At 59.9% G+C, this 18,969-nt stretch carries 20 protein-coding genes; 8 read left to right on the top strand and 12 right to left on the bottom strand.

Going from position 1 to position 18,969, the window contains the following annotated elements:
• Positions 1-115: 115 nt before the first annotated feature.
• Positions 116-853: a hypothetical protein gene (locus tag BM449_RS10800; RefSeq protein ID WP_071801218.1), complete on the top strand. Its 738-nt coding sequence runs from the start codon at positions 116-118 to the stop codon at positions 851-853.
• 1 nt (position 854) lies between these two features.
• Here BM449_RS10800 and BM449_RS10795 read toward each other — a convergent pair whose 3' ends face one another.
• The gene (locus BM449_RS10795; protein ID WP_071801217.1) at positions 855-1,568 is read right to left on the bottom strand and encodes a hypothetical protein; all 714 of its coding nucleotides are present in this window, start codon (positions 1,566-1,568) and stop codon (positions 855-857) included.
• A 175-nt stretch (positions 1,569-1,743) separates the two neighbouring features.
• On the opposite strand from BM449_RS10795, the gene BM449_RS10790 reads away from it, so the two are divergent.
• From BM449_RS10790 to BM449_RS10775, 5 genes are all read left to right on the top strand, one after another.
• The gene (locus BM449_RS10790; protein ID WP_071801216.1) at positions 1,744-3,378 is read left to right on the top strand and encodes a hypothetical protein; all 1,635 of its coding nucleotides are present in this window, start codon (positions 1,744-1,746) and stop codon (positions 3,376-3,378) included.
• 2 nt (positions 3,379-3,380) lie between these two features.
• The gene (locus tag BM449_RS10785) at positions 3,381-3,983 is read left to right on the top strand and encodes an OmpA family protein (protein ID WP_071801215.1); all 603 of its coding nucleotides are present in this window, start codon (positions 3,381-3,383) and stop codon (positions 3,981-3,983) included.
• Position 3,984: 1 nt separating this feature from the next.
• On the top strand, positions 3,985-4,653 hold the full coding sequence (locus tag BM449_RS10780; protein WP_071801214.1) for a hypothetical protein: 669 nt from the start codon (positions 3,985-3,987) through the stop codon (positions 4,651-4,653).
• A complete protein-coding gene (locus BM449_RS15035) occupies positions 4,650-5,468 on the top strand; it encodes a hypothetical protein (RefSeq protein WP_145536653.1) in 819 nt (272 codons plus the stop codon). Before BM449_RS10780 ends, BM449_RS15035 begins: the two co-directional genes overlap by 4 nt.
• 1,241 nt (positions 5,469-6,709) lie before the next feature.
• Positions 6,710-7,018: a hypothetical protein gene (locus BM449_RS10775; protein WP_071801213.1), complete on the top strand. Its 309-nt coding sequence runs from the start codon at positions 6,710-6,712 to the stop codon at positions 7,016-7,018.
• 85 nt (positions 7,019-7,103) lie between these two features.
• Here BM449_RS10775 and purB read toward each other — a convergent pair whose 3' ends face one another.
• A complete protein-coding gene (gene purB, locus BM449_RS10770; protein ID WP_071801212.1) occupies positions 7,104-8,399 on the bottom strand; it encodes an adenylosuccinate lyase in 1,296 nt (431 codons plus the stop codon).
• Positions 8,400-8,529: 130 nt separating this feature from the next.
• Between purB and BM449_RS10765 the strand changes: the two genes are divergently transcribed.
• Positions 8,530-9,345 carry a TlyA family RNA methyltransferase gene (locus BM449_RS10765; RefSeq protein ID WP_071802223.1) on the top strand — a complete coding sequence of 272 codons (816 nt, stop codon included), beginning with the start codon at positions 8,530-8,532 and terminating at the stop codon, positions 9,343-9,345.
• Positions 9,346-9,374: 29 nt separating this feature from the next.
• Here the strand turns inward: BM449_RS10765 and BM449_RS10760 are convergent, their stop codons facing one another.
• The 3 genes from BM449_RS10760 to BM449_RS10750 all read right to left on the bottom strand — a co-directional run bounded on the left by BM449_RS10760 (position 9,375) and on the right by BM449_RS10750 (position 10,315).
• Positions 9,375-9,713, bottom strand: a complete 339-nt coding sequence (locus tag BM449_RS10760) for a P-II family nitrogen regulator (RefSeq protein WP_071801211.1) — start codon at positions 9,711-9,713, stop codon at positions 9,375-9,377.
• Between the two features lie 69 nt (positions 9,714-9,782).
• Positions 9,783-9,944, bottom strand: coding sequence for a hypothetical protein (locus BM449_RS10755; RefSeq protein ID WP_233830668.1), 162 nt, complete (start codon positions 9,942-9,944; stop codon positions 9,783-9,785).
• Positions 9,945-10,093: 149 nt separating this feature from the next.
• The gene (locus BM449_RS10750) at positions 10,094-10,315 is read right to left on the bottom strand and encodes a DUF4278 domain-containing protein (RefSeq protein WP_071801209.1); all 222 of its coding nucleotides are present in this window, start codon (positions 10,313-10,315) and stop codon (positions 10,094-10,096) included.
• A 304-nt stretch (positions 10,316-10,619) separates the two neighbouring features.
• On the opposite strand from BM449_RS10750, the gene queF reads away from it, so the two are divergent.
• On the top strand, positions 10,620-11,015 hold the full coding sequence (gene queF, locus BM449_RS10745) for a preQ(1) synthase (protein ID WP_071801208.1): 396 nt from the start codon (positions 10,620-10,622) through the stop codon (positions 11,013-11,015).
• Here the strand turns inward: queF and BM449_RS10740 are convergent.
• The 7 genes from BM449_RS10740 to BM449_RS10710 form a co-directional block, all read right to left on the bottom strand.
• A complete protein-coding gene (locus BM449_RS10740; RefSeq protein ID WP_233831338.1) occupies positions 11,000-12,322 on the bottom strand; it encodes a cytochrome c biogenesis protein ResB in 1,323 nt (440 codons plus the stop codon). The genes queF and BM449_RS10740 overlap by 16 nt on opposite strands.
• 32 nt (positions 12,323-12,354) lie before the next feature.
• Positions 12,355-13,077 carry a cytochrome c biogenesis protein CcdA gene (locus BM449_RS10735; protein ID WP_071801206.1) on the bottom strand — a complete coding sequence of 241 codons (723 nt, stop codon included), beginning with the start codon at positions 13,075-13,077 and terminating at the stop codon, positions 12,355-12,357.
• Between the two features lie 16 nt (positions 13,078-13,093).
• Positions 13,094-14,263, bottom strand: coding sequence for a putative peptidoglycan glycosyltransferase FtsW (locus tag BM449_RS10730; RefSeq protein ID WP_255448093.1), 1,170 nt, complete (start codon positions 14,261-14,263; stop codon positions 13,094-13,096).
• A 276-nt stretch (positions 14,264-14,539) separates the two neighbouring features.
• Positions 14,540-14,740, bottom strand: a complete 201-nt coding sequence (locus BM449_RS10725; protein ID WP_006171988.1) for a phycobilisome linker polypeptide — start codon at positions 14,738-14,740, stop codon at positions 14,540-14,542.
• 35 nt (positions 14,741-14,775) lie between these two features.
• Positions 14,776-15,264, bottom strand: a complete 489-nt coding sequence (gene apcB / locus BM449_RS10720) for an allophycocyanin subunit beta (protein ID WP_071801205.1) — start codon at positions 15,262-15,264, stop codon at positions 14,776-14,778.
• Positions 15,265-15,303: 39 nt separating this feature from the next.
• Positions 15,304-15,789 (bottom strand): allophycocyanin, encoded by a 486-nt coding sequence (locus BM449_RS10715; protein ID WP_071801204.1) that lies wholly within the window; start codon positions 15,787-15,789, stop codon positions 15,304-15,306.
• 738 nt (positions 15,790-16,527) lie between these two features.
• Positions 16,528-18,849, bottom strand: coding sequence for a phycobilisome rod-core linker polypeptide (locus BM449_RS10710; protein ID WP_083544514.1), 2,322 nt, complete (start codon positions 18,847-18,849; stop codon positions 16,528-16,530).
• Between the last annotated feature and the right edge of the window lie 120 nt (positions 18,850-18,969).

Raw genomic sequence — 18,969 nt, 5'->3', positions numbered from 1 at the left:
AATAACATCGGCTCGCGCTGCAACGCAAACCACAGCAGATACACCTGATCGCTTTATAGCGATAGCACAGCGAACTGATTCTTCTGTTGATCCCTGGGAGATCGGCTGGGCCGCCATGGCTGGGCTGGGATTTTTATCAGGGGTGAGCTCCCTGGCGATCATCTATTGGTGGCTTCGCCCACACAGGCTGGATGCACGCAAGCGCCTCAGAGCACTCGAGAGCAAATTAAAGGATATGGAGAAATACCAGCTTGAAATCAATACGATAAAGCGCGGCCTCGTGGAGCGCGAAGCAAGCACAACTCAAAAACTACTGTCGATCAACAAGCAACTTGCCGCCAGCCAAGCTGGATTCCGAGAGCAATTATCAAAACACGACAACTTAATCTCTACTGTCACGGCAAAGCTTATCCCGCCCGAGCCGTCCGCACTCGGCCTCCATCCAACGCCACCGCCGGTATCCCCTGCCGACGAGGTCACGGCCGACTACTCAGCTGCTGTTCAACGCAACGACAGGGCCACGATTCGTGAGTTAACGGTGGCAGGGCTGAATATTACCCAGGAATCAGAAGAGGCAATGACGCGGGGCACCTCAACAAGCAGAACCCAATTGCAGGTTGTCACTGGAGGTGGGAGCTATTTGCTGATTCAGCGTGGCGGCAGACACTGGCTCTGTCCAACCGCCCAGACCCTGGAGAGCTTCACGACAAACAAGCCCCAGAAGGGGATCTATGACTATGAAGAGCAGACCTCGATCTCGTTCGCTGAATTAAAGAAGCCCGCTGAAGTGATGCAAGTTGACGAGGGAATCTGGGAGGTCATATCCAAAGGAATCGTGCTTGCGCCCATCTGAATCAGTTGGAAGACGCTTCCAGCCTGGCCAAACGAAGCTCAAGCTCAGCCAGGCGCCCTGAGATGTTCGCCTTGAGGGGGTCGGGAGTCATGCTCAACACTCCTTTCTCCTTGAGTTGCCATCTACGGCCATGCACCACCGCTTCAGCTCTGGCCGGTCGGATCAGATGCAGGAGGGCTGGAAACTGCTTCACACCTTCGATGCTATAAAGCCGCTCAAGTGAGTCCAATTGAGTCCGGCGCTCCAGGGTTCCCGGCCGGGGCACCAGCAACCACTCCCCATCGAGGCCTGCCAATGCCCAGGTGGTTCCCTGCACAAACAGCTCGAGCTCCACGCCATCGATCTCACCGCTGAGGGTGCGACCATTGACGCTACATGGCCGAGCGAAGGGCTCCAGCAGAACTGGAGTGCTCGCATAGGCATCAAGAATGGCCTCCAAGGAAAGATTGAGGGCCGGCACAACACGCTCTTCGCTGTCGGAGTGCACCGGCAATGTTGGTGTCATCAGCGGGCGAGCAGCCACCAGGGCGCTATCACTGAGATCCACCAGCTGCTTCTCCAGCCACTCAATTCGCTCCTGCAGATCATCCACATCAGTGGCAACACCCTTCAAGCTCAGCGTGAGCTTTTCCTCGCTGGCGATGAAGGTGTCACTGAGTTTCTTGACGCTGCTCAGCAGAAACTTGAGAGATACGACAATTTTGCTGTCCTCCACGGTCGGCGTCCTTGCCCTTGCTTGCCTTGCTGATTCAGCTTAACCATGTTCTCTGGTGTGATTCGAGGATTCAAGCCGGCCTGTGCAAGCCAACTGGATGGAGCCATCCCCTAAGACCGGTGACTAGCATGGAAGATACTCATCATCACCAGATGTTCACGCACCGTTTCGCCTGATGGACGACCTGATCAATCTCTCAAAAGTCGTCATCCTGATTGTGATGGTGGTGGTGGCCTTTCTGGCGATTGACCTCTCGCGCAGGCTGGCACGCCTGACCAGCCCATTGGCGACCAGGCTGGCCCAGCTCCACCAGGACGACTCGGAGATTCCGGAGCTGGGTGATCGACTCGAGCGCATCAAGACTCGCTACATCGCGCTGCTCTGCCATGTCGATCAGGTCGATACCGCCGAATTCAGTGCTGGTGAGATCGAAACCATCTCCCTGCCCTTTTTTTCTGGTCAGATCACAGCGGCATCAGCCCAGAGCTGGCTGCAGCAAGCCCCGGGGATCCTGATCTCGATGGGCCTTCTGGGTACCTTTGCCGGCCTGACCGTTGGTCTGAGTGAGATCGCTGGAGCCCTGGGCAAGAATGCCAGCACCGAAGAAACCATGACAGCCCTCTCGGGAATTGTGGCCCCCATGGGAGCCGCGTTTCAGACGAGCCTGGTCGGTCTCTTTCTGAGTTTGCTCGTGCTGATCTGGACGCAGATCGTCGGCACCAGGAATGCTCTGGAGCGCTGTGAAGCCCTGTTGAGCAGCTGGCTGGAGACGGTGCTTCCCCAGCAGCTCGACAGCAAGGTGATGGCTCCCCTACGCCAATCGATTCAGGATCTGAATGCAACCAGCCTTGAACTGCCTGTCGCCATCCATGCAGCAGTCGAATCAGCCATGAACGAGGCTTTCTCCGCCAAGCTCAAGGAGATTTTCAGTGTCAACACCACACTCACCTCCCAGGCACAGATTGCCGTTCGCCAGCTCGGCAGCGTTGCCAATGCCTTCAACGAAAGCGGGCAGGATTTCGTGCAGGCGGCACAGGCTTTTCGTGACACTGACTTCGCCTCGACCTTGCAGCAATCGGTACGAGGTCTACAGGAATCCCAGGAGCAGATCACAGCCAGTTCCGATGGCCTCAGTGCCCGCTTGATCGATGTGCGAGATGGGCTGATGCTCAGCCAATCGGAATGGAAGTTGCTCGCCAAAACGGCCGAAACAGAACTGCAGACCTGCCGACTCGCCAGCCAGCAGATGCAACAGGAGATTCAATCGCTGCAGCAGGCCACCTTGTCGCTGGAGCAGAGCACCCAATCGTCGACGGAAGCCAGCAAGCAGCTGCGAGAAGCCCGTCTGGAGGTCATGCGCGACCGCAAGCTGGCCTTGGAGGTGTCCGAATCAGTCCGCGCTCGCCTGGCTACCGATGCCTCAGTGGCCGAAAGCTGCCAGGTGTTCGCCGCTGCACTCGAGCGTGCACTCACCAACTGGAATCTCAATGTGGTGCGCCTCGATGAGCTCACCAGCGCCTTTGTGAGTTCGGTGCAGCATGCCAAATTCGAGGATGAGGCCCTGCTGGCCGAGCGCAGCAAGCAAGCCCGAGAGACCATCGAGCAACTACGTCATCAATTGCAGCAGGATCTTGGTGCGGCCATCAACACCCAGCGAGCCGCACTCATTGAGCTTGATCAACCGACCCGGAATGCCCAGGCCCTCAGCCAGGGGCTGATCGAGTTAGTGATGGATCTCGAGACCCGCCTGCTCAGTCTGAGCTCACTGGCAGGGCCCGATGGCCGAGATCTTGACGGGAGGGGGCGCTGATCATGGCTCGCTCCAGGCGACGCTCCCAGAACAGCGACACCAATTACTGGATCGGCTATACCGACCTGCTCAGCACTAGCCTGCTGATCCTGCTGATTACCGTGGCCATCGCAGCCCTGGCGCGAGCCAGTAACGAGAAACCACCCCTGGTTCCTTTAACGGAGCGGGAATCCTTCCGCTTCAGCACCGGAAGCTATGTGCTGAGCCCAGACTTCAAACAAGCCCTGGATCGACGCTTACCGGACATTCGCGAGATCATCAAGAAGTACCGGATCGACAGCGTCGAAGTGATTGGCCACACCGATGGTCAACCTTCACCAGGGATGAGTAACCTCGATCTGCTGATGCCCAAGGCCAACCGTTCATCAACGCTCAACGGTTTCCTGGCAGGCTCAAACACCGATCTGGGGCTGCTGCGCGCCCTGGCTGTGGCCCATGAGCTCAGGGCCAGGCTGGATCCCGATGGCAGCGAAGGGTTGATCATTCGCCCCTATTCCGCCGGTAGCCTGATCGAGGTAGATGGTCGGTATGCCCCCGCCGACACGAAGAATCGTGCCGAACGGCGCCGCATCGAGCTGCGCTTCACGCGTCAGGAGAACCGCTGAGATGGCTGCCACACCTTCACCGCTCGATCGCCTGCTGCAACTGGAGCGAGACGTCGAGCAGCTGCAGGTTCACACTGCCAGGCCGGCTCCGCCCCAACAGCCGCCCAGTGCTTCTCCCTCACGCCGGCCGTGGCCCGTCGATGAGCTGCTGCTCACCCGTCTGCTGCGCCGCTCTCCCGAGGCCCTGGCGGCTTACCAGGCTCCAGCAGAACTCACCGCCACAACCCAGCGTGGCCTTCGCCTCAGCGTGGCCGAGTCCGCTTCGGTGTTCCAGTTCTGTGAGCTTATCGGTGGTGATGCCGTCGTCTGGGTGCAAGCTGATTCCCCTGCCTGGGTGTGGGACAGCGAGACTTTTCAGCGCATCTTCCCCACCGCCCTGGAGTCTGAGGGGCAACAAGATCTGGTCTTGCAGATGCTTCCAATCTTCAAGCCGGTGGTGCGCGGCCAAAGCTGGACATTGTTCAGCCCAGGTGAGATGGTGCCCCGCAATCGTCCATTCCCCGAGCAGGAGAAGCAGACGATGCTGTTGCGACGACTGGAGAGCCTTGAGCGTCGGGTCAGCCAGCAGCAGACCAGACAGGACAGTGAGATCAACGAACTTCGCTCACAATTGCGGATCCAGCAGGATCTACTCAACCGCCTGTTGAGACTCTCGGAGCAGCAGCCATGAGCCAAAAGGCGCACCGGGAGGAGCCGAAGGACATTGCTGCTCGCGCCGAAGAACTGCTCCATGAGCTCAACGAGTCTACCTTCCTACCACCGTCTTTACCTTTGAAGACGTCCGAATCCGGAATAAAAAATGTCCAAGACAAAAGGCTGCAAGGCACTCCTCCAAGTCCAGAACTATCGGCAAGTCTCAGTCCACTAACAACATCGGTCAAGTCGGGTATCCCCGCTTTGTTTTTCTTGGGCTCATTGGCAGCGTTTGTAGTTATTGCACTTGGGCTGTCCTCTCTGAATCAAACAAGAAAAAGTATCAACAATTCTTCTCCTGAGAAGCTGGATTTATTCAATCGCCCATCAAAGAACCCGGCGCCTAAGCCTAAACGCAATCTCAATACCAACAAATCCGACGCACCCGCTGTTGCCGAAACTCAAATCAATGAAGCATCTCGCCTTGAGGAACCAATCCAACCAAAGGAAGACAACAGCAACAAGCCCTCCGATAGTAACCCAAGTGAACCAGGCATGAGCTCCTGTACGTTCCGTAGCTACCGCGACTCGAAATCGAAATCACTTTCTTGCCTAACTAGCATCTCGACAAACATCAATGGTCATACTGTTTACAATGTTCAGTGGGAAGATGGCTACAGCAGCAGATACGTATTTTGGACCAATGGCATGGTAGAGATCTTCAGCAAGGATGGCCAAGGCAAGCCTGATCGTGAAGCAGGTCAATTCACGAGCACCCCAGAGGGAGTGGAGCTAGTAAGCAGCCTAGGCAGCGTCACCTTTCTAGAGGGAATTGATCCAATTATGAATTAGATTTGCAGGCAGCTTTACAGCCTTCAGGAACTGAATATATAAAGACTAAATTTACTGTTTGCTGTCTTCTACTTATTGCGTCCACAATGATTCCCGCCTTCACAGCCCAAAACAACTCCATCACCATGTTCTCCATCGGTGACGAGGACATAGTCCGGATGATGAATTGAGCCAAGAAGATCACTGTGCGCTTAGCCTGCATCTTCACCCCGGATAGAGCCGAGCTTCCTAGTAGCCAGCAGATGCACCTTTGTCTTCAGATATCTCCAGAGCCGAATGCGAATCAGAGCACGGTGCGGCAGGATTCTCAGGCCGTCGTTTGATACGGTTAGACGGCGGAAGAAGTGATCAGGGCGGAAAATCTGCAATAGATGTTACTAGAAAACGAGATGACCTTCATGCAGAAAGATATGCCCAAGCAAGTGAAAGAAAGAGCCTATCTGAATACCATATTTTGGTCCAGTCAGCGCAAAGCTGCAGTATGGCAAACAGCCAGAATCACTCGAGCCTAAGATTCTCATCTTAGCAGTACGCAGTCTCGAACAGGAGGCAGTTCTGGATCGGCTCCAAGAGGACTTTGATATAGCCGAAACGCTATCAACTCTTATCTACGCAGCCAGGAACTACTACACCAAGCTCACCAGTACCAGGACAGCAACAATGACGGAGAAGCCTATACAAGCCTGCGCTGAGGGATTGGCGATTAATAATATCAAAACAGGAAACCTTTCGGCAAACTACTTATTTATGCTGCAAGTTCCGCACTCTTCAGAGTGGACTTGAGATTAGGCCATGCTTCGCTCTTCGCCATGCCCCGTTTATTTCAAGGATCTCCCGATCTCAACGTAGACTAGCTGTTGAGCATGCCAATCATTAACAGAAAGCTCATTGCCTATTAGAAATAGCCGTCCAAGACTCGGGTCAATCAAGGCGTAAGATCAAAACTTGATAAACATAAATTTAAACTGGTCACTGACAACAATCTGCTCTTTGCCATCTGCAGAGCAACCCAGAGGCTGAAACCAATGCCCTAATCAGAATTGTTATCAGGTGGCTTGCTTAGTTTTTTCTGAAATTGTTCCTGACCCATTCTGCATAATAGGTACGAACCAAAAGCCCCTTTTCAACCAATGGAATAGGATTAGATTCTTTTGATTAATCGAAAACAAATTTTTCTTAACGCGGAGCAACCAGCTGCCTCTCCATAGAATCCCTGCCGTCCCAGCAAAGCGCATGTTTCCTTGAGCACCGCCCCAAGCGATGGCTGTGCCTCAGGCTGCGGAGGCTGCCTGCTGATCCTTCTGGTGGCAGCCCTGTTTGTGGCTGGACCCACCGGTTGGATCGTCGCCGTGGTGGTTCTCGTGATTCTCTGGCTGGCAGAGCGAAGCGGCAAGAGCCGCGGGAGACCGCGACCCCGTGCCATGGTCGCCGATCCAATGCCGCCACTTCCACCGCCCGAGAGCCAGATCCAGCTGGAGCAGGGGACGTCTGATCGCGAGCTGGAGACCTTGCTGGCCCAAGCCCGCAAAGCTGTGGATGATTTGCCCTAGGCCCTTGGAGCCGGTTCTCAACGCCACCCCCTTTTCCCCACAAAGAGCGATCGTCCGGCAGCATTCCGAGGGGCTGGGGCGGGATTCAGAGGCCCAGCCGCTCCCAGATCACGCCCAGCTGGGCCTGATGCAAGGCCGTGCTGAAGCAGGCTTCGCGCTGGGCGGTATTGAGACGGCCGCAGACTTCAGCATCACCGTTGAGGTTGGCGCGAAAATCGCCGCCTTCGGTGTTCCAGGCGCTATGGGCATGCCGCTGAACGATGGCGTAGGCCTGCTCGCGGGCCATGCCGGCTTCGACAAGGGCTAGCAGCACCCGCTGACTGAACACCACGCCGCCATAAACGTTCAAGTTGCGCTGCATGTTGGCCGGATAGACGCCCAGTCCCCGGATCACTGCGGTCATCTCGCGCAGCATGAAGTGGAGGGTGACGGAACAATCCGGCAGCATCATTCGCTCCACCGAGCTGTGGCTGATGTCCCGCTCATGCCAGAGGGCCACGTTCTCCAGGGCGGCCACGGTGTAGCTGCGCAGCACGCGCGCCAGTCCGCTGATCCGCTCGCTGCGAATGGGGTTGCGCTTGTGTGGCATCGCCGAGCTTCCTTTCTGGCCCTTGGCAAAGCTTTCCTCCACCTCCAGCACGTCGGTGCGTTGCAGGTTGCGGATTTCAGTGGAGATACGCTCCAGGGAGGTGCCAACCAAAGCCAGGGTCTGGACGTAGTCGGCATGCCGATCGCGGCCGATCACCTGGGTGCTGACGGTGTCGGGGACCAGACCAAGCCGTTGGCAGGTGAGGGCTTCCACCTCAGGATCGGTGTTGGCATAGGTGCCCATCGCTCCGCTGATCTGCCCCACGGCCACCACCGTCTCCAACCGCTCCAGCCGTTCCTGGTTGCGCAGGGTTTCAGCCAGCCAGCCAGCCACCTTGAAGCCGAAGGTGATCGGCTCGCCATGGATGGCATGGGAGCGACCAACCATCACCGTGTCCTTGTGGGCCCCGGCCAGCTCACGCAGAGCCGACACCAAACCGTCAAGTTCATGGCGCAGGGCCTGAACCGAGGCCTTCAGCTGCAGGGCCAGGCCAGTGTCGAGCACATCGGAGCTGGTCATGCCGACGTGGATGTAGCGGCCAGAGTCTCCGACGTGCTCATTGACGTTGGTGAGGAAGGCAATCACGTCGTGGCGCACCTCCGCTTCAATCACGGCAATCCGCTCAGGCTCGAAACGTGCCTTGGCCTGGATCTCCGCCAGCGCTTCAGCCGGGACCCGGCCCAGCTCACACTGGGCTGCACAGGCTGCCAGCTCCACCTCTAACCAGGTCTGGAATTTGGCCTGCTCACTCCAGATCCTGGCCATCTCAGGCAGGGAATAACGCTCGATCAAGGACTAGCAAAGCTCAATGTTGTTCCCAATCTATGGGTCGGCTGTGAGCCTTCTCTGGCCCTGGGCCGTGGTTCAGTACCCACTGAATCTCCAGCCGGCTCCGACCAAGCCGGTCGGCACAACCCTGGCCATGGCCCCGAAGCAGCGCCTTGATCTCCATCTTGTGGCCCTCGGCTTGGTCGCCAGTCGCCAGCAGGCTCAGCAGCTGATCCGGGCGGGCCGGGTGCGTCTGGGCGGCCAGATTTTCGACAAGCCGGGCATGGAGGTGCGAGCGGAGCTGGTGCCAGACGTTGACCCAGGGCCGCGTTTTGTCTCCAGGGGAGGCGAGAAACTGATCGCGGCCCTGGAGGCCTTCCCGCTGCAGGTCGAAGGCCGGATCTGCCTGGATGGCGGGATCTCCACCGGTGGCTTCACCGACTGCCTGCTCCAACACGGAGCCAGCAAGGTGTACGGGGTGGATGTGGGCTACGGCCAGACGGCCTGGAGCCTGCGCACAGACGAACGGGTGGTCCTGAAGGAACGCACCAACCTCCGCCATCTCCACTCCGACCAGCTCTATGGTCCTGGCGATCTCTGGGCAGATCTGGCCGTGGCCGATCTGTCGTTCATTTCCTTGGCCCTGGTACTACCTGCCCTGAGAAGGTTGCTGGTTGCGGAGCAGGCCGAGGCGGTGGTGCTGGTCAAACCCCAGTTCGAGGTGGGCAAGGCCCGGGTCGGCAAGGGCGGCGTGGTGCGTGATCCCGTGGCCCATGCCGATGCCCTCGAAGCGGTGATCACAGCCGCCGCAGCACAGGACTGGCTGGCTGCAGGGCTGGTGGCCTCACCGATCACTGGTCCGGCTGGCAACCATGAATACTTGCTCTGGCTCAGGCCTGGATCGCAACAGAGTTTCGAAGTACTCGATCCAGCAGCGATCGATTCCTTGGTGAGGGCCACACTCAAGTAGCGAAGCCCGTAGGCCCCGATCACGCCGGCTTAGATGGCGCTGCTGTCGAGGTCGCCGGTGCGGATGCGGATCACGGTCTCAATGGTGCTGATGAAGATCTTGCCATCGCCGATCTCACCGGTGCGGGCGGCTTCCTGAATGGCGTTGACCACCGTTTCAACGCGGTCGTCATCAACGACAACGTCAAGTTTGAGTTTCTGCAGAAATTCAACGGTGAATTCCGATCCCCGATAACGCTCAACCTGTCCCTTCTGCCTGCCGAACCCGCGCACTTCGCTGACGGTCATCCCGACAATGCCGGCATTGACCAAGGCCACCTTGACATCCTCAAGCTTGAAGGGACGAATGATGGCTTCGACTTTTTTCATGGAATCACTTGAATGTGCAGGTTGAAGGAGTCAGGTCCATAGCAAGACCTTGGTGCGACGGACTTGGGCCTAGTCCGGCGCGATCGTCGGGAGGCCCGTGCGGCTGACGCAGAGACCCGCTGCGGTGGCGTCGTCGCAGATCAAGTCAGCAGAGGCTTGCTCCACGCTGACATTACCTTCAGCGAGATGGTGCCAGTGCTTGTCTTCGAAGTGGGTTTGCAGCCAAAGCATGCCCACAGCCGAAGCTGGTTGCAGGCGATAACCACAGGTTGTGGGGGCAAGAGCGAGATCCATGACAAGACCCTGCGAAGGAGCCATTAGGCCCGAGCATGCAGGGTCACGGTGTCTCAGTTGCTACAACTGATCAGGCTTGTGCTTGATCAGCGACTCTGCAGCTGGGGGGCCAGATCTTGGCGGCGTTGGTGGTAGACGCTGCCCCGGTAGTGCAGAACAACGGATTCGTTGGCAGGAGCTGGATCGTGGCGCAGGGATTCGGCGAAGTGAACCCCGCGGTAAACATGCTCAACAGCTTGGGGGCTGGGGGCGAGCTGATGGTCGGCGGGGTAGGCAACGCCCCTGTAAACGCGTGTGGATGGAGTCATGGCTGAAAGGCCTCGAAGGGTTGGAATCACGGGCCCCGAGGGCCGGCGCCGCTTCGCGGAAAGGAGCGTTGCTTCGCCTCGCGGTGGGGCTACTTCCAACAGATGCCCAGAGAACCTGGAGCATGCTCAACGTTTTGTCCTTCAGTACATTTGTAGCCCAGGCAAACCGTTCATTGCGAACAAAACCGCCGCATAGCCTGCTTTTCTTAACATTCAGGCCGTTCCATACCATCAAGTTGTTCCAGCATCACGGCTTGCCCAGCAACGGCTTGCAGAGTCACGGCCTCCTCGCCCCCCCTCCTCGATGACAGACACCCAGACGCCCCACTACGGCGCTCGGCAGATTGCCGCAGCCGAATTGATCTGTTTCGAGAACCCCCGGATCGGTCGCCCCTACGACGTGGCGATCGAACTACCTGAATTCACCTGCCTCTGCCCTTTTTCGGGGTATCCCGACTTTGCGGTGTTACGGCTGACCTACCAGCCCGGTCCCCGCGTGCTTGAGCTCAAGGCGCTGAAGCTGTATGTGAACAGCTGGCGCGATCGCAGCATCTCCCATGAGGAAGTGGCCAACCGAATCCTCGACGACCTGGTCGCAGCCTGTGAACCTGTCTGGATGCAATTGGAGGCCGACTTCAACCCGCGGGGAAACGTTCACACCGTGATCCGCGCCAGCCACGGCACTCAGCTGCCCTGTTGAACCTCCTGGGCATCGGCCTCCCGAGAGCGGCCACCCTGGACCAGGACCAACAGCGCCGGGAGTTCTTCAGCCAAGGCCGTGAGGTTGCGATTACAAAGGCCAGCCAGGTGCAGCTGACCCCGCGCCGAATCGGCGATGGCCCAGAGCTGGCGGGTGGCGATCAGGCTCAATCCTCCCCCTAACAGGGCGATCGCAAAGCCGGTGTAGACCAACGGCACGCCTGGGTCCCGCTTGAGCAGCAGGCCACTGGCGGGCAGAACGCTGTCAACCCGCAACGGCAGGCCGCCGATTTCCAGCGGGGCGCCGCCGGGCACGATCTGACCGATCGAGACGGCGTCAGCTCCAAACACCTCGATCGGGCCCTGCTCGTTGCTGAGGGTGAGGAGGACGGGCTCACTGCCATCGGGGCGGGTGGGTAGGGCCAGACCCCAGACCTGTTCCCCTAACTCGGGCAAGCTTCGCAGCGGCAGTTCCAGCAAAGGACTGCGGCCGATCTGAACGGTGATCGCCGCCAGCGCCCAGTCAGCCTGATAAACAGTCATCCCGCGGAAGCGCAGCGGGTGATTGACACTCACTTCGGCCGTATCGACCTGCTCACCGGCGGAATTCTTGAGCAGCAGTTGGGAGCGGAACTGCTCGGGCCTACCGGCCGGATCCCTCTCGATCAAGAAGCTGTCCACGGCCAGGGTCAACTGGCTGTCCCCCCGGGAATCCAACAGCTCCAGCTCCCGGCCAGGGGCCAGAAAACGCTCGAGCCGCACGCCAGCGAGTGCTCCCCAGGCCGAGCCCACCATCAAGACCACAAGGCCGGCGTGAACCAGCAGGGGCCCGACCCGTCCGCCGATCCCGCGCCGCGCCGCCAGGCGATCCTCGGCCGGCTGTAATTGCCAGCCCTTCGCTTCGAGCAGCTCCTCCAGCCGGCGCAGATCGTTGCTGGGATCGGGGCTGGAGATCGTTTCAGCCAGGCTCAGTTTGCTGAGCTGGCGTGGTGAGCGGTAATCGATCCAGCGCAGTGCCGCCCGCAGTGCCGGCCACTGACGCCTCCAGCTGCACAACACCAAGGCGAGGCCCAGCCAGGCCAATAGCCCAAGAAACCACCCACTGGAATAGACGTGATCGAGTTCCAGCCTGAGAAGCCAGTCGGCATTGATCAGCCCAAGCCACGGCTGGCTGTCGTAGAGCCGGTGGTAACGATCACTCGGTTCCTGCTGGGGAATCAGGGTGCCGATGCTGCTGGCCATGGCAATCAGCAGCAGCAGACCGATCGCCAGACGCAGGTCGGAAATCCAGGCGACCAGCCTGAGAATCCGCTGGTTGGAGCGGCCACCAGAAGGAGTGCTCAAGGCCATTGGGCCAGGAGTGTCAGCCCGCCGCTGGCCACAAGCACGACGCCACTGATCGGTGGAATCCAGCGGCTGAGAGGGCGCAGATCGAGAAGCCGTTGCATCGAGGAGGCCGCGCTGCCAGCCAGCAGCAGGGGCACTACCTGGCCAGCAGCGAAGCAGGTGAGCAGCGTCATTCCAATCAAGGGACGGCCCTGTTGGGCTGTCCAGGCCAACAGCACAGCAAGCACCGGGGTGGTGCAGGGGCTGGCTGCCAATCCGAAGGCAGCACCGGTGGCCAGGGGGGCCAGGGCCGCAGGAACGTATCGACGCCAACGCTCCGGATCAGGGCCGCTGGGCAGGGGAAGGCTTAGCAGTCCCAGCAAATTGAGCCCCATCACCACCGCGAGCACCGCCACCAGTGCAGGGATGAAACCGGGAATCTGGCCGTAGAAGCTACCCAGCAGGGCACTGGCCCCACCCAGGGCAACCAGGGACAGCACGATTCCGCCGGCAAAACTGAGACTGCGTTGCCATGGCCTGCCGGCATGGTCCGGAAATCCAGCCATGTAAGCCATCGTGATCGGCAGCAGCGAGAGGGAGCAGGGGCCAAGGCTGGTCAGCAGACCGGCAGCAAACACGATCGCCAGGGTCAGCGGACCTGGAGCGTTGAGGGAGCTGGTGGTGAGCTCCTCGCCCCAGCGAGCCAGGTCGGCAAGTTGCAGCCCCAGGCTGGTCATGGACAAGCTAAAGATCTCAGCCTATCGGGGCAGGGTTAATGGCAGCAGCGTCAAGAGATCCCTGCCGCTCGCGACGCTTGCGTCTGGGGCGATTGTCGAATCCCGCCGATTCGAGTGAGCAGCGAATCAGCAACCCTGCCGTGACCAGGCTGGCCAGCAGAGAGTTGCCCCCATAGCTAACCAGCGGCAGGGGCAACCCCGTAGTGGGCATCGCTCCGCTCGCCACAGCGATATTGAGAATCGACTGACCGACGAGCAAGGTGGTGCAACCCATCGCCACGAGGCGCTGCTGGTTGCCGCGCGACCCCAGGGCCACCCTCAGACCGATAAAAGCGAACAACAGCAGAAAAAGAAGCAGCATCAGCGATCCGACGAATCCGAATTCTTCGGCGAATACCGCGAAAATGAAGTCAGTCGATTGGATCGGCAGGTACTGAAGCTTCTGGGTGGAGAGGCCAAAGCCCTCACCCAGCACACCACCGGAGCCGATCGCCAGAAGACTTTGCACAAGTTGGTAGCCATCTCCTTGGGCGTCTTGCCAGGGATTGAGGAAAGAGGCCACCCGGATCCGCTGGTACTCGTTGATCATGATGCTGGCGAAGCCCATCATTCCGCCGGCGAAAGCCGTGCCCAACATCATCAGCAGGGGCAGTCCTGCGGCGAGCGCCATGGTCCAGAGCAGCAGGCCGGTCAGCGCGGCAGTGCTGAGGTTGGGTTGCTTGAGAATCAGCAACAACAGGATCGAAAAGGTTCCCAGCCACAGCAGCTTTTGATCGATGCCGATCCGCTTCCAGTGGGCGAACAAAGCGGCCCCCTGCAGGACGACGAATGGTTTGACCAGCTCGGACGGCTGGAGCTGGACTGGTCCAACCACCAGCCAGCGACTGGCTCCATTGACTGGAGTGCCGGCCACCAGGGTGGCGACGATCAACAGCACCCCCACCAGCACAGCCGGACCGGCCAGACGCAGCCAACGCCTCAGGGGGGTGCTGATCGCCAGCCAGAGCAACCCCCAACTGGCGATCAGCCAGATCAGCTGACGCTTGAGATAAAAAGCCGGATCGCCCATTTCACGGGCGGCCACCCACCAGCTGGCTGAAGCCAGGATCAACAGGCCAGCCAGGCTCCAGATCGCCACCATGCCGATCAACAAGCGAGCTTCGGCAGGCCACTGAGCCCAGGGCAGCCGGGAATCATCGGCCTCGGCCTGGCCCCCTCCGGCTTGGCTGCGGGGCGGCTGGCTCCTGGAGCGGGAGTTCGCAAAACCGATCAAGGCGAAGGGAGCGGAGGAGGTCCACCCATTCAGCCGTGCCGGGGGTCTCAATGACAGGGGTCAGGGGCCAAAAAAAAGCCCGGACATGCCGGGCGAGGGTAGTGCCAATAGGAATCAAGAAACCACGACCCAGAGTTGGAATGAACCCAAACCTGGGGGCAGAACCTACCGGTTCAACCCGTTAGCCAATCAGTTGCCAACGTTGACTTGACGGCGGCCGGTGACCAATTCCACCTTCAGAATTTTTCCGCCCTGTTTCATGATGCGCTGCTGCTCGGCGAACCAGCTTTCATAGGGCACCCACTTGGTGAAGAAGGTGTTCTGAAGTTCCCTCTGGCTGCGCACCTTTTCGGGGCAGGGGATGCAGGCTGTGATCTTGAACAGACGCATGAAGGATTCCTCTCAGGAACGGGGGCGGAGTGGAATCAGTTCCCCAGACCGGAGCTGATGTAATCGAGGTAGACACCCAGCTCTCTGCCTGCATCGGGACCGACGAGGGAGGCGGCCATCTCCTTCATGGCCTGAATCGACTGCACAGTGGCTCCGATGGGAACGCCCAGGGAGTTGTAGGTCTCCTTGAGACCGTTGAGCACCCGCTCGTCGAGAATCGAGGTGTCACCTGCCAGCATGGCGTAGGTGGCGTAGCGGAGGTAGTAGTCGAGGTCGCGGATGCAGGCGGCGTAACGACGGGTCGTGTACATGTTGCCGCCCGGACGGGTGATATCCGAGTAGAGCAGGGTTTTAGCAACGGCTTCCTTGATGATCGCCGAAGCGTTGGAACCAATTGTTGCCGCCGCTCTGACCCGGAGTTCTCCGCTGGCGAAATACTGCTCAAGGCGTCCGATTGAGGAATCGTCCAGGTAGAGACCCTGGACGTCGGACTGATTGATGACGTTGGTGATCGCGTCTTGCATGGGTCCTGGGAAGAGGCAGGGGGCAGGAAGGGACGGGCCTCAGGAGAGGGCGCCGATGACGTAGTCGAAGTAGAAGCCTGCCTCCTCGGCATCGGCTCCGTTGAGCAGCCCCATGGAGGCGTTCTTGAGCTCACGGACGGATTCGGCCATGGCCTCCAGGGGAGTGCCGAGGGCGCGGTACATCTCCCGGGCACCGATGATGCCGATCTCTTCGATGGGAGTCACATCTCCAGCCACCATGCCGTAGGTCACAAGGCGGAGGTAGTAGTCGATGTCGCGAAGACACGTGGCCGTCATCTCTTCTCCGTAGGCGTTGCCTCCGGGATAGATCACGTCGGGACGCTTCTGAAAGAGGGCGCCGCCGGCCTGCTTCACAATCCTCTCGCGGCTCTCGCTCAAGACCTGAGCCACTCTGAGACGACGTTGACCGCCGCTGACAAAGGACTTGATCTGGTCGAGTTCGCCAGGACTGAGATAGCGGGCCTCGGCGTCCGCGTTGATGATCGAGTTGGAGACGATGCTCATGCAGTTCTGCCTCGAAACAAGCGGTCACCGAAAGGAGACCGATATCCGGATGGGTAAGGGGAATGCCTTGGTTCCTTGCCTCCGGCAGACCTTGGAGGTCGACGCGGTTTGGGTTGGAATCAAAGCGAACAATCGAGCTGGCCGATCGCCAATTGATTCTGCGGGAAGAGGGGCGATCAAGCGTCGCGGTGGTAACAGTTCTTCACGGCAACGAAATCAGGACAAACCCTTTGCTGCCAAGGTTTTTGGCGATTCCAGCCAGGGATCAACCTCCCTTCCCCTGAGCCAAGGGTCCGTGATCAACCAGTCTGGATCCAGGGCTTTTCGATGAGTTAAATCAACAAAAAGTTTATGCAGAGATTGTTAATAAAATCCCTTTGTTGCGCGTGGGCCGCTCGCAACCGATCTCTATATTGATTTTTCTTGCTATTTCGCGTACTTCATGGTGATGGTCTGTCGATTGAGCATTCCCGGGGGTGAATCAACTATGGCTTGGAATAAAGCCATGGAACCACACAACAACCTCAAAACCCAAGGTAGTGAGCTTTGAGGCTTGGGGCTGGCCCTCCACAGGGGGAAAACTGGCGGCGCTTGGCCCTGAGGAACAGAGGAGAGAATGCCCTGACAGCACCGGCCTCGGCGCAGACCTTGACATCGGCATCAACGGTCCACGGGCGCCGGTGGCGAAAATGAGCCAAATGGATGATGTCCCAATCGGACGGTTTGAGTAACCGGGCGTCAGTTGGAAGAGGCTCTCCAGCGACGGGTGGGCTTAGGAGGCTGCCTCAAACTCTGGGATGGCGCACTGGTGGTGGCCACCGTGCCAAGCGACTCCTCACCATTGATCGCCGCAGTCCAGCCACCCACCACCGGGGCCAAACGACGGTCAGGAAGGTTGCGGGGGGTCAGATCGCCGCTGCCACGGAAGGGTTTTGGCTGGTCAACCTGGGGCCGGACGACCGGAGCGGAAACCACCTGGCCGCTGGTCTTGAGGGGTTGCCGGAAGGTGGGAATCCGGCGGGCATTGAGATCCATCGCCGTGATGAAACGTTCGTAGGGGACGCAGTCCTCGCCGAAGCAATCGTTGTACTCCCGGCTTGCGAGCATGGCGTCGATGACGCCGTAGAAGCCTTGGCGGGCAGCGGTGTCGAAATAGCTGTTGATTTCCGAACGCCCGAAGGTGGGCCGCCCCAGGATCCGTCGGTGGATCACTTCAATGGCTTTGGTGATGTACAGGCCCGACCAATAACGCCCACGGAAGGCCTTGGAGCGGGCCACTTGGCGAATGAACTCCCGCAGGCTGATGTCGCCGTTCTCCAGCTTGATCTCCTCAACGCTGAGCCGCTCGCCTGCGTAACCCGTGGTGCCGAGCACCTGCACGTACACGGCCCGGATCACCGCCTGGGTGCTGGACTCGGTGTTGCGCACACTTGCCTGCCCACTGCGATTGGGCACCGAACCGCCACCGGTGGCGATCTGCTGCAGGCGCACCAGCTTGGGGCCGACCCGCCGGGGAACGGCCGCACGGAACTGGGGGCTGTCCATCTGACCTGGCTGGGCCATGCCATTGCCCACGAGGAGCCGGCGGGTGCTGTAGCTGAACGGTGCGGCGCGGGTGGCCACCGAGGCGGTACCGGAAGGGAAGATGGCGCCGAAAGTCAGGCCGAGTGGGTCATTGCCGCCGCCATAGACGTGCTGATCGGGCAGCGGCTGGCGATAGGAGGCATAGAGGGTGATGTATTGGGGGGCGCCCTCAAACGGCGCACTGAAACGGAATAGTTTGCGGTTTGAGCCCCAGCCGGCACTTTCCTGGGCCTCTTCGCCGAGGTCGCGCAGGAAAGGAACGGTCTCTTCGCCGAAGACCTGGGCGTATTCCATGCTGTTGATCAGGGAATCCACCAAGCCGGCATGCCCCTGCTCGGACACGATGGCGAAGTAGCGGCGGAACTCCTCAATTGAGCTGACCCCACGGCCGAGGAAATGGCGGAAGGCGAGTTCCACAACCCGACTGTTGGAGAAGCGTCCGTAGAACTGACGCCGGTACTCCTTGCTGCGGCCAAGGCTGCGGATGAACTCACGCATCGACAGCTGGCCCTGGGCCACCTGGGTGGCCTCCACCGGACTCACCACCTGGGAATAGCCCTTGACGATGTCGCGCTCAAACACCTGGCGGTAGGCCGCCCGGATCACTTCAGCTTTCTCCCGGCCGGAGAGAGCCGGCCTCATCACGAAGCGTTGGGGGTTCTCAGCAGCCAGGGCATAGGTGGCCGGCAACTGCAGGCCCTGATTGACAGGGCTGCCCAGCCGCTGGCGCGTGGAAGGTGTGGGCACCTCCAGCTCCTTGAGGAGCACGTTGAAACAGGAGATCACCAACTGGCGTGCCTCGGTTTCCTGGCGGAAGAGGTTGGCGGCCGCAGCCCGCATCTCCTGGACGGCCACGTTGGTGGCGGCCAGGGAGCAGCCCTTCTCGAGCACATCCCGGAGCCCCCGGGTGTTCACCGCCAGGATGCTGGGATCGCCGGCCACCACGGCATAGCCCACGTAACGGAGGAACCAGCCCATGTCGCGCAACGACTTGCGCATGCGGTCTGAGCCGTAGCGGGCAACGCTGATCGGGCTGAATCCAGCCGGAAGCACGACGCGAACATCGGCATCGGCCTGAACCCCTTCAAGAATGCGGCCGAGCAAACCGGAGCCGCCGATGCCCTGGGCGAAGGTGCGCACAGACGTGGCGGCCGCAATCTGGTCTGCAGCCAGGGGGGCCGTCGCGGCACTGCTCACCAAAGCAGGGGTGAGGGGCGCGTCGAGATAGGAGAGGGGGGTGCCTCCGGCAAAGATCCGGTTGGCGGCCTTGGCGACGATCACATCGGCATTGGCCGAGATTCGCCGGGCCGCTTCAAGCCGGATGGCGCCGCTGTTGAAAAAGGTGATCAGAGTGTCAAGTTCGCCCTTCTCAGGGAAGCGATCCTGCTGTTCCGCCTGACGGACGCTGGAGAGCGGCAAGGTGTCATAGCGCTGGGGGGAGACCCTGCTGCTGCCGCTGCTGGCGGTCACGGTCATGGAGGGGCGCGTACCGGGCCGCACCACGGTACGGCTGCGATTCGGCCATCCCCTGGCGCTATGAACAAATATTTGCAGCCCAAACCCCTGGTAGGGCGCGGACGCCGAACACCGTGAAAT

Source organism: Synechococcus sp. SynAce01 (assembly GCF_001885215.1).
In the GTDB taxonomy this organism is placed as follows: domain Bacteria; phylum Cyanobacteriota; class Cyanobacteriia; order PCC-6307; family Cyanobiaceae; genus Regnicoccus; species Regnicoccus frigidus.
The sequence above is the reverse complement of the archived record's forward strand: the minus strand, read 5'-3'. Positions and strand labels throughout refer to the sequence as shown.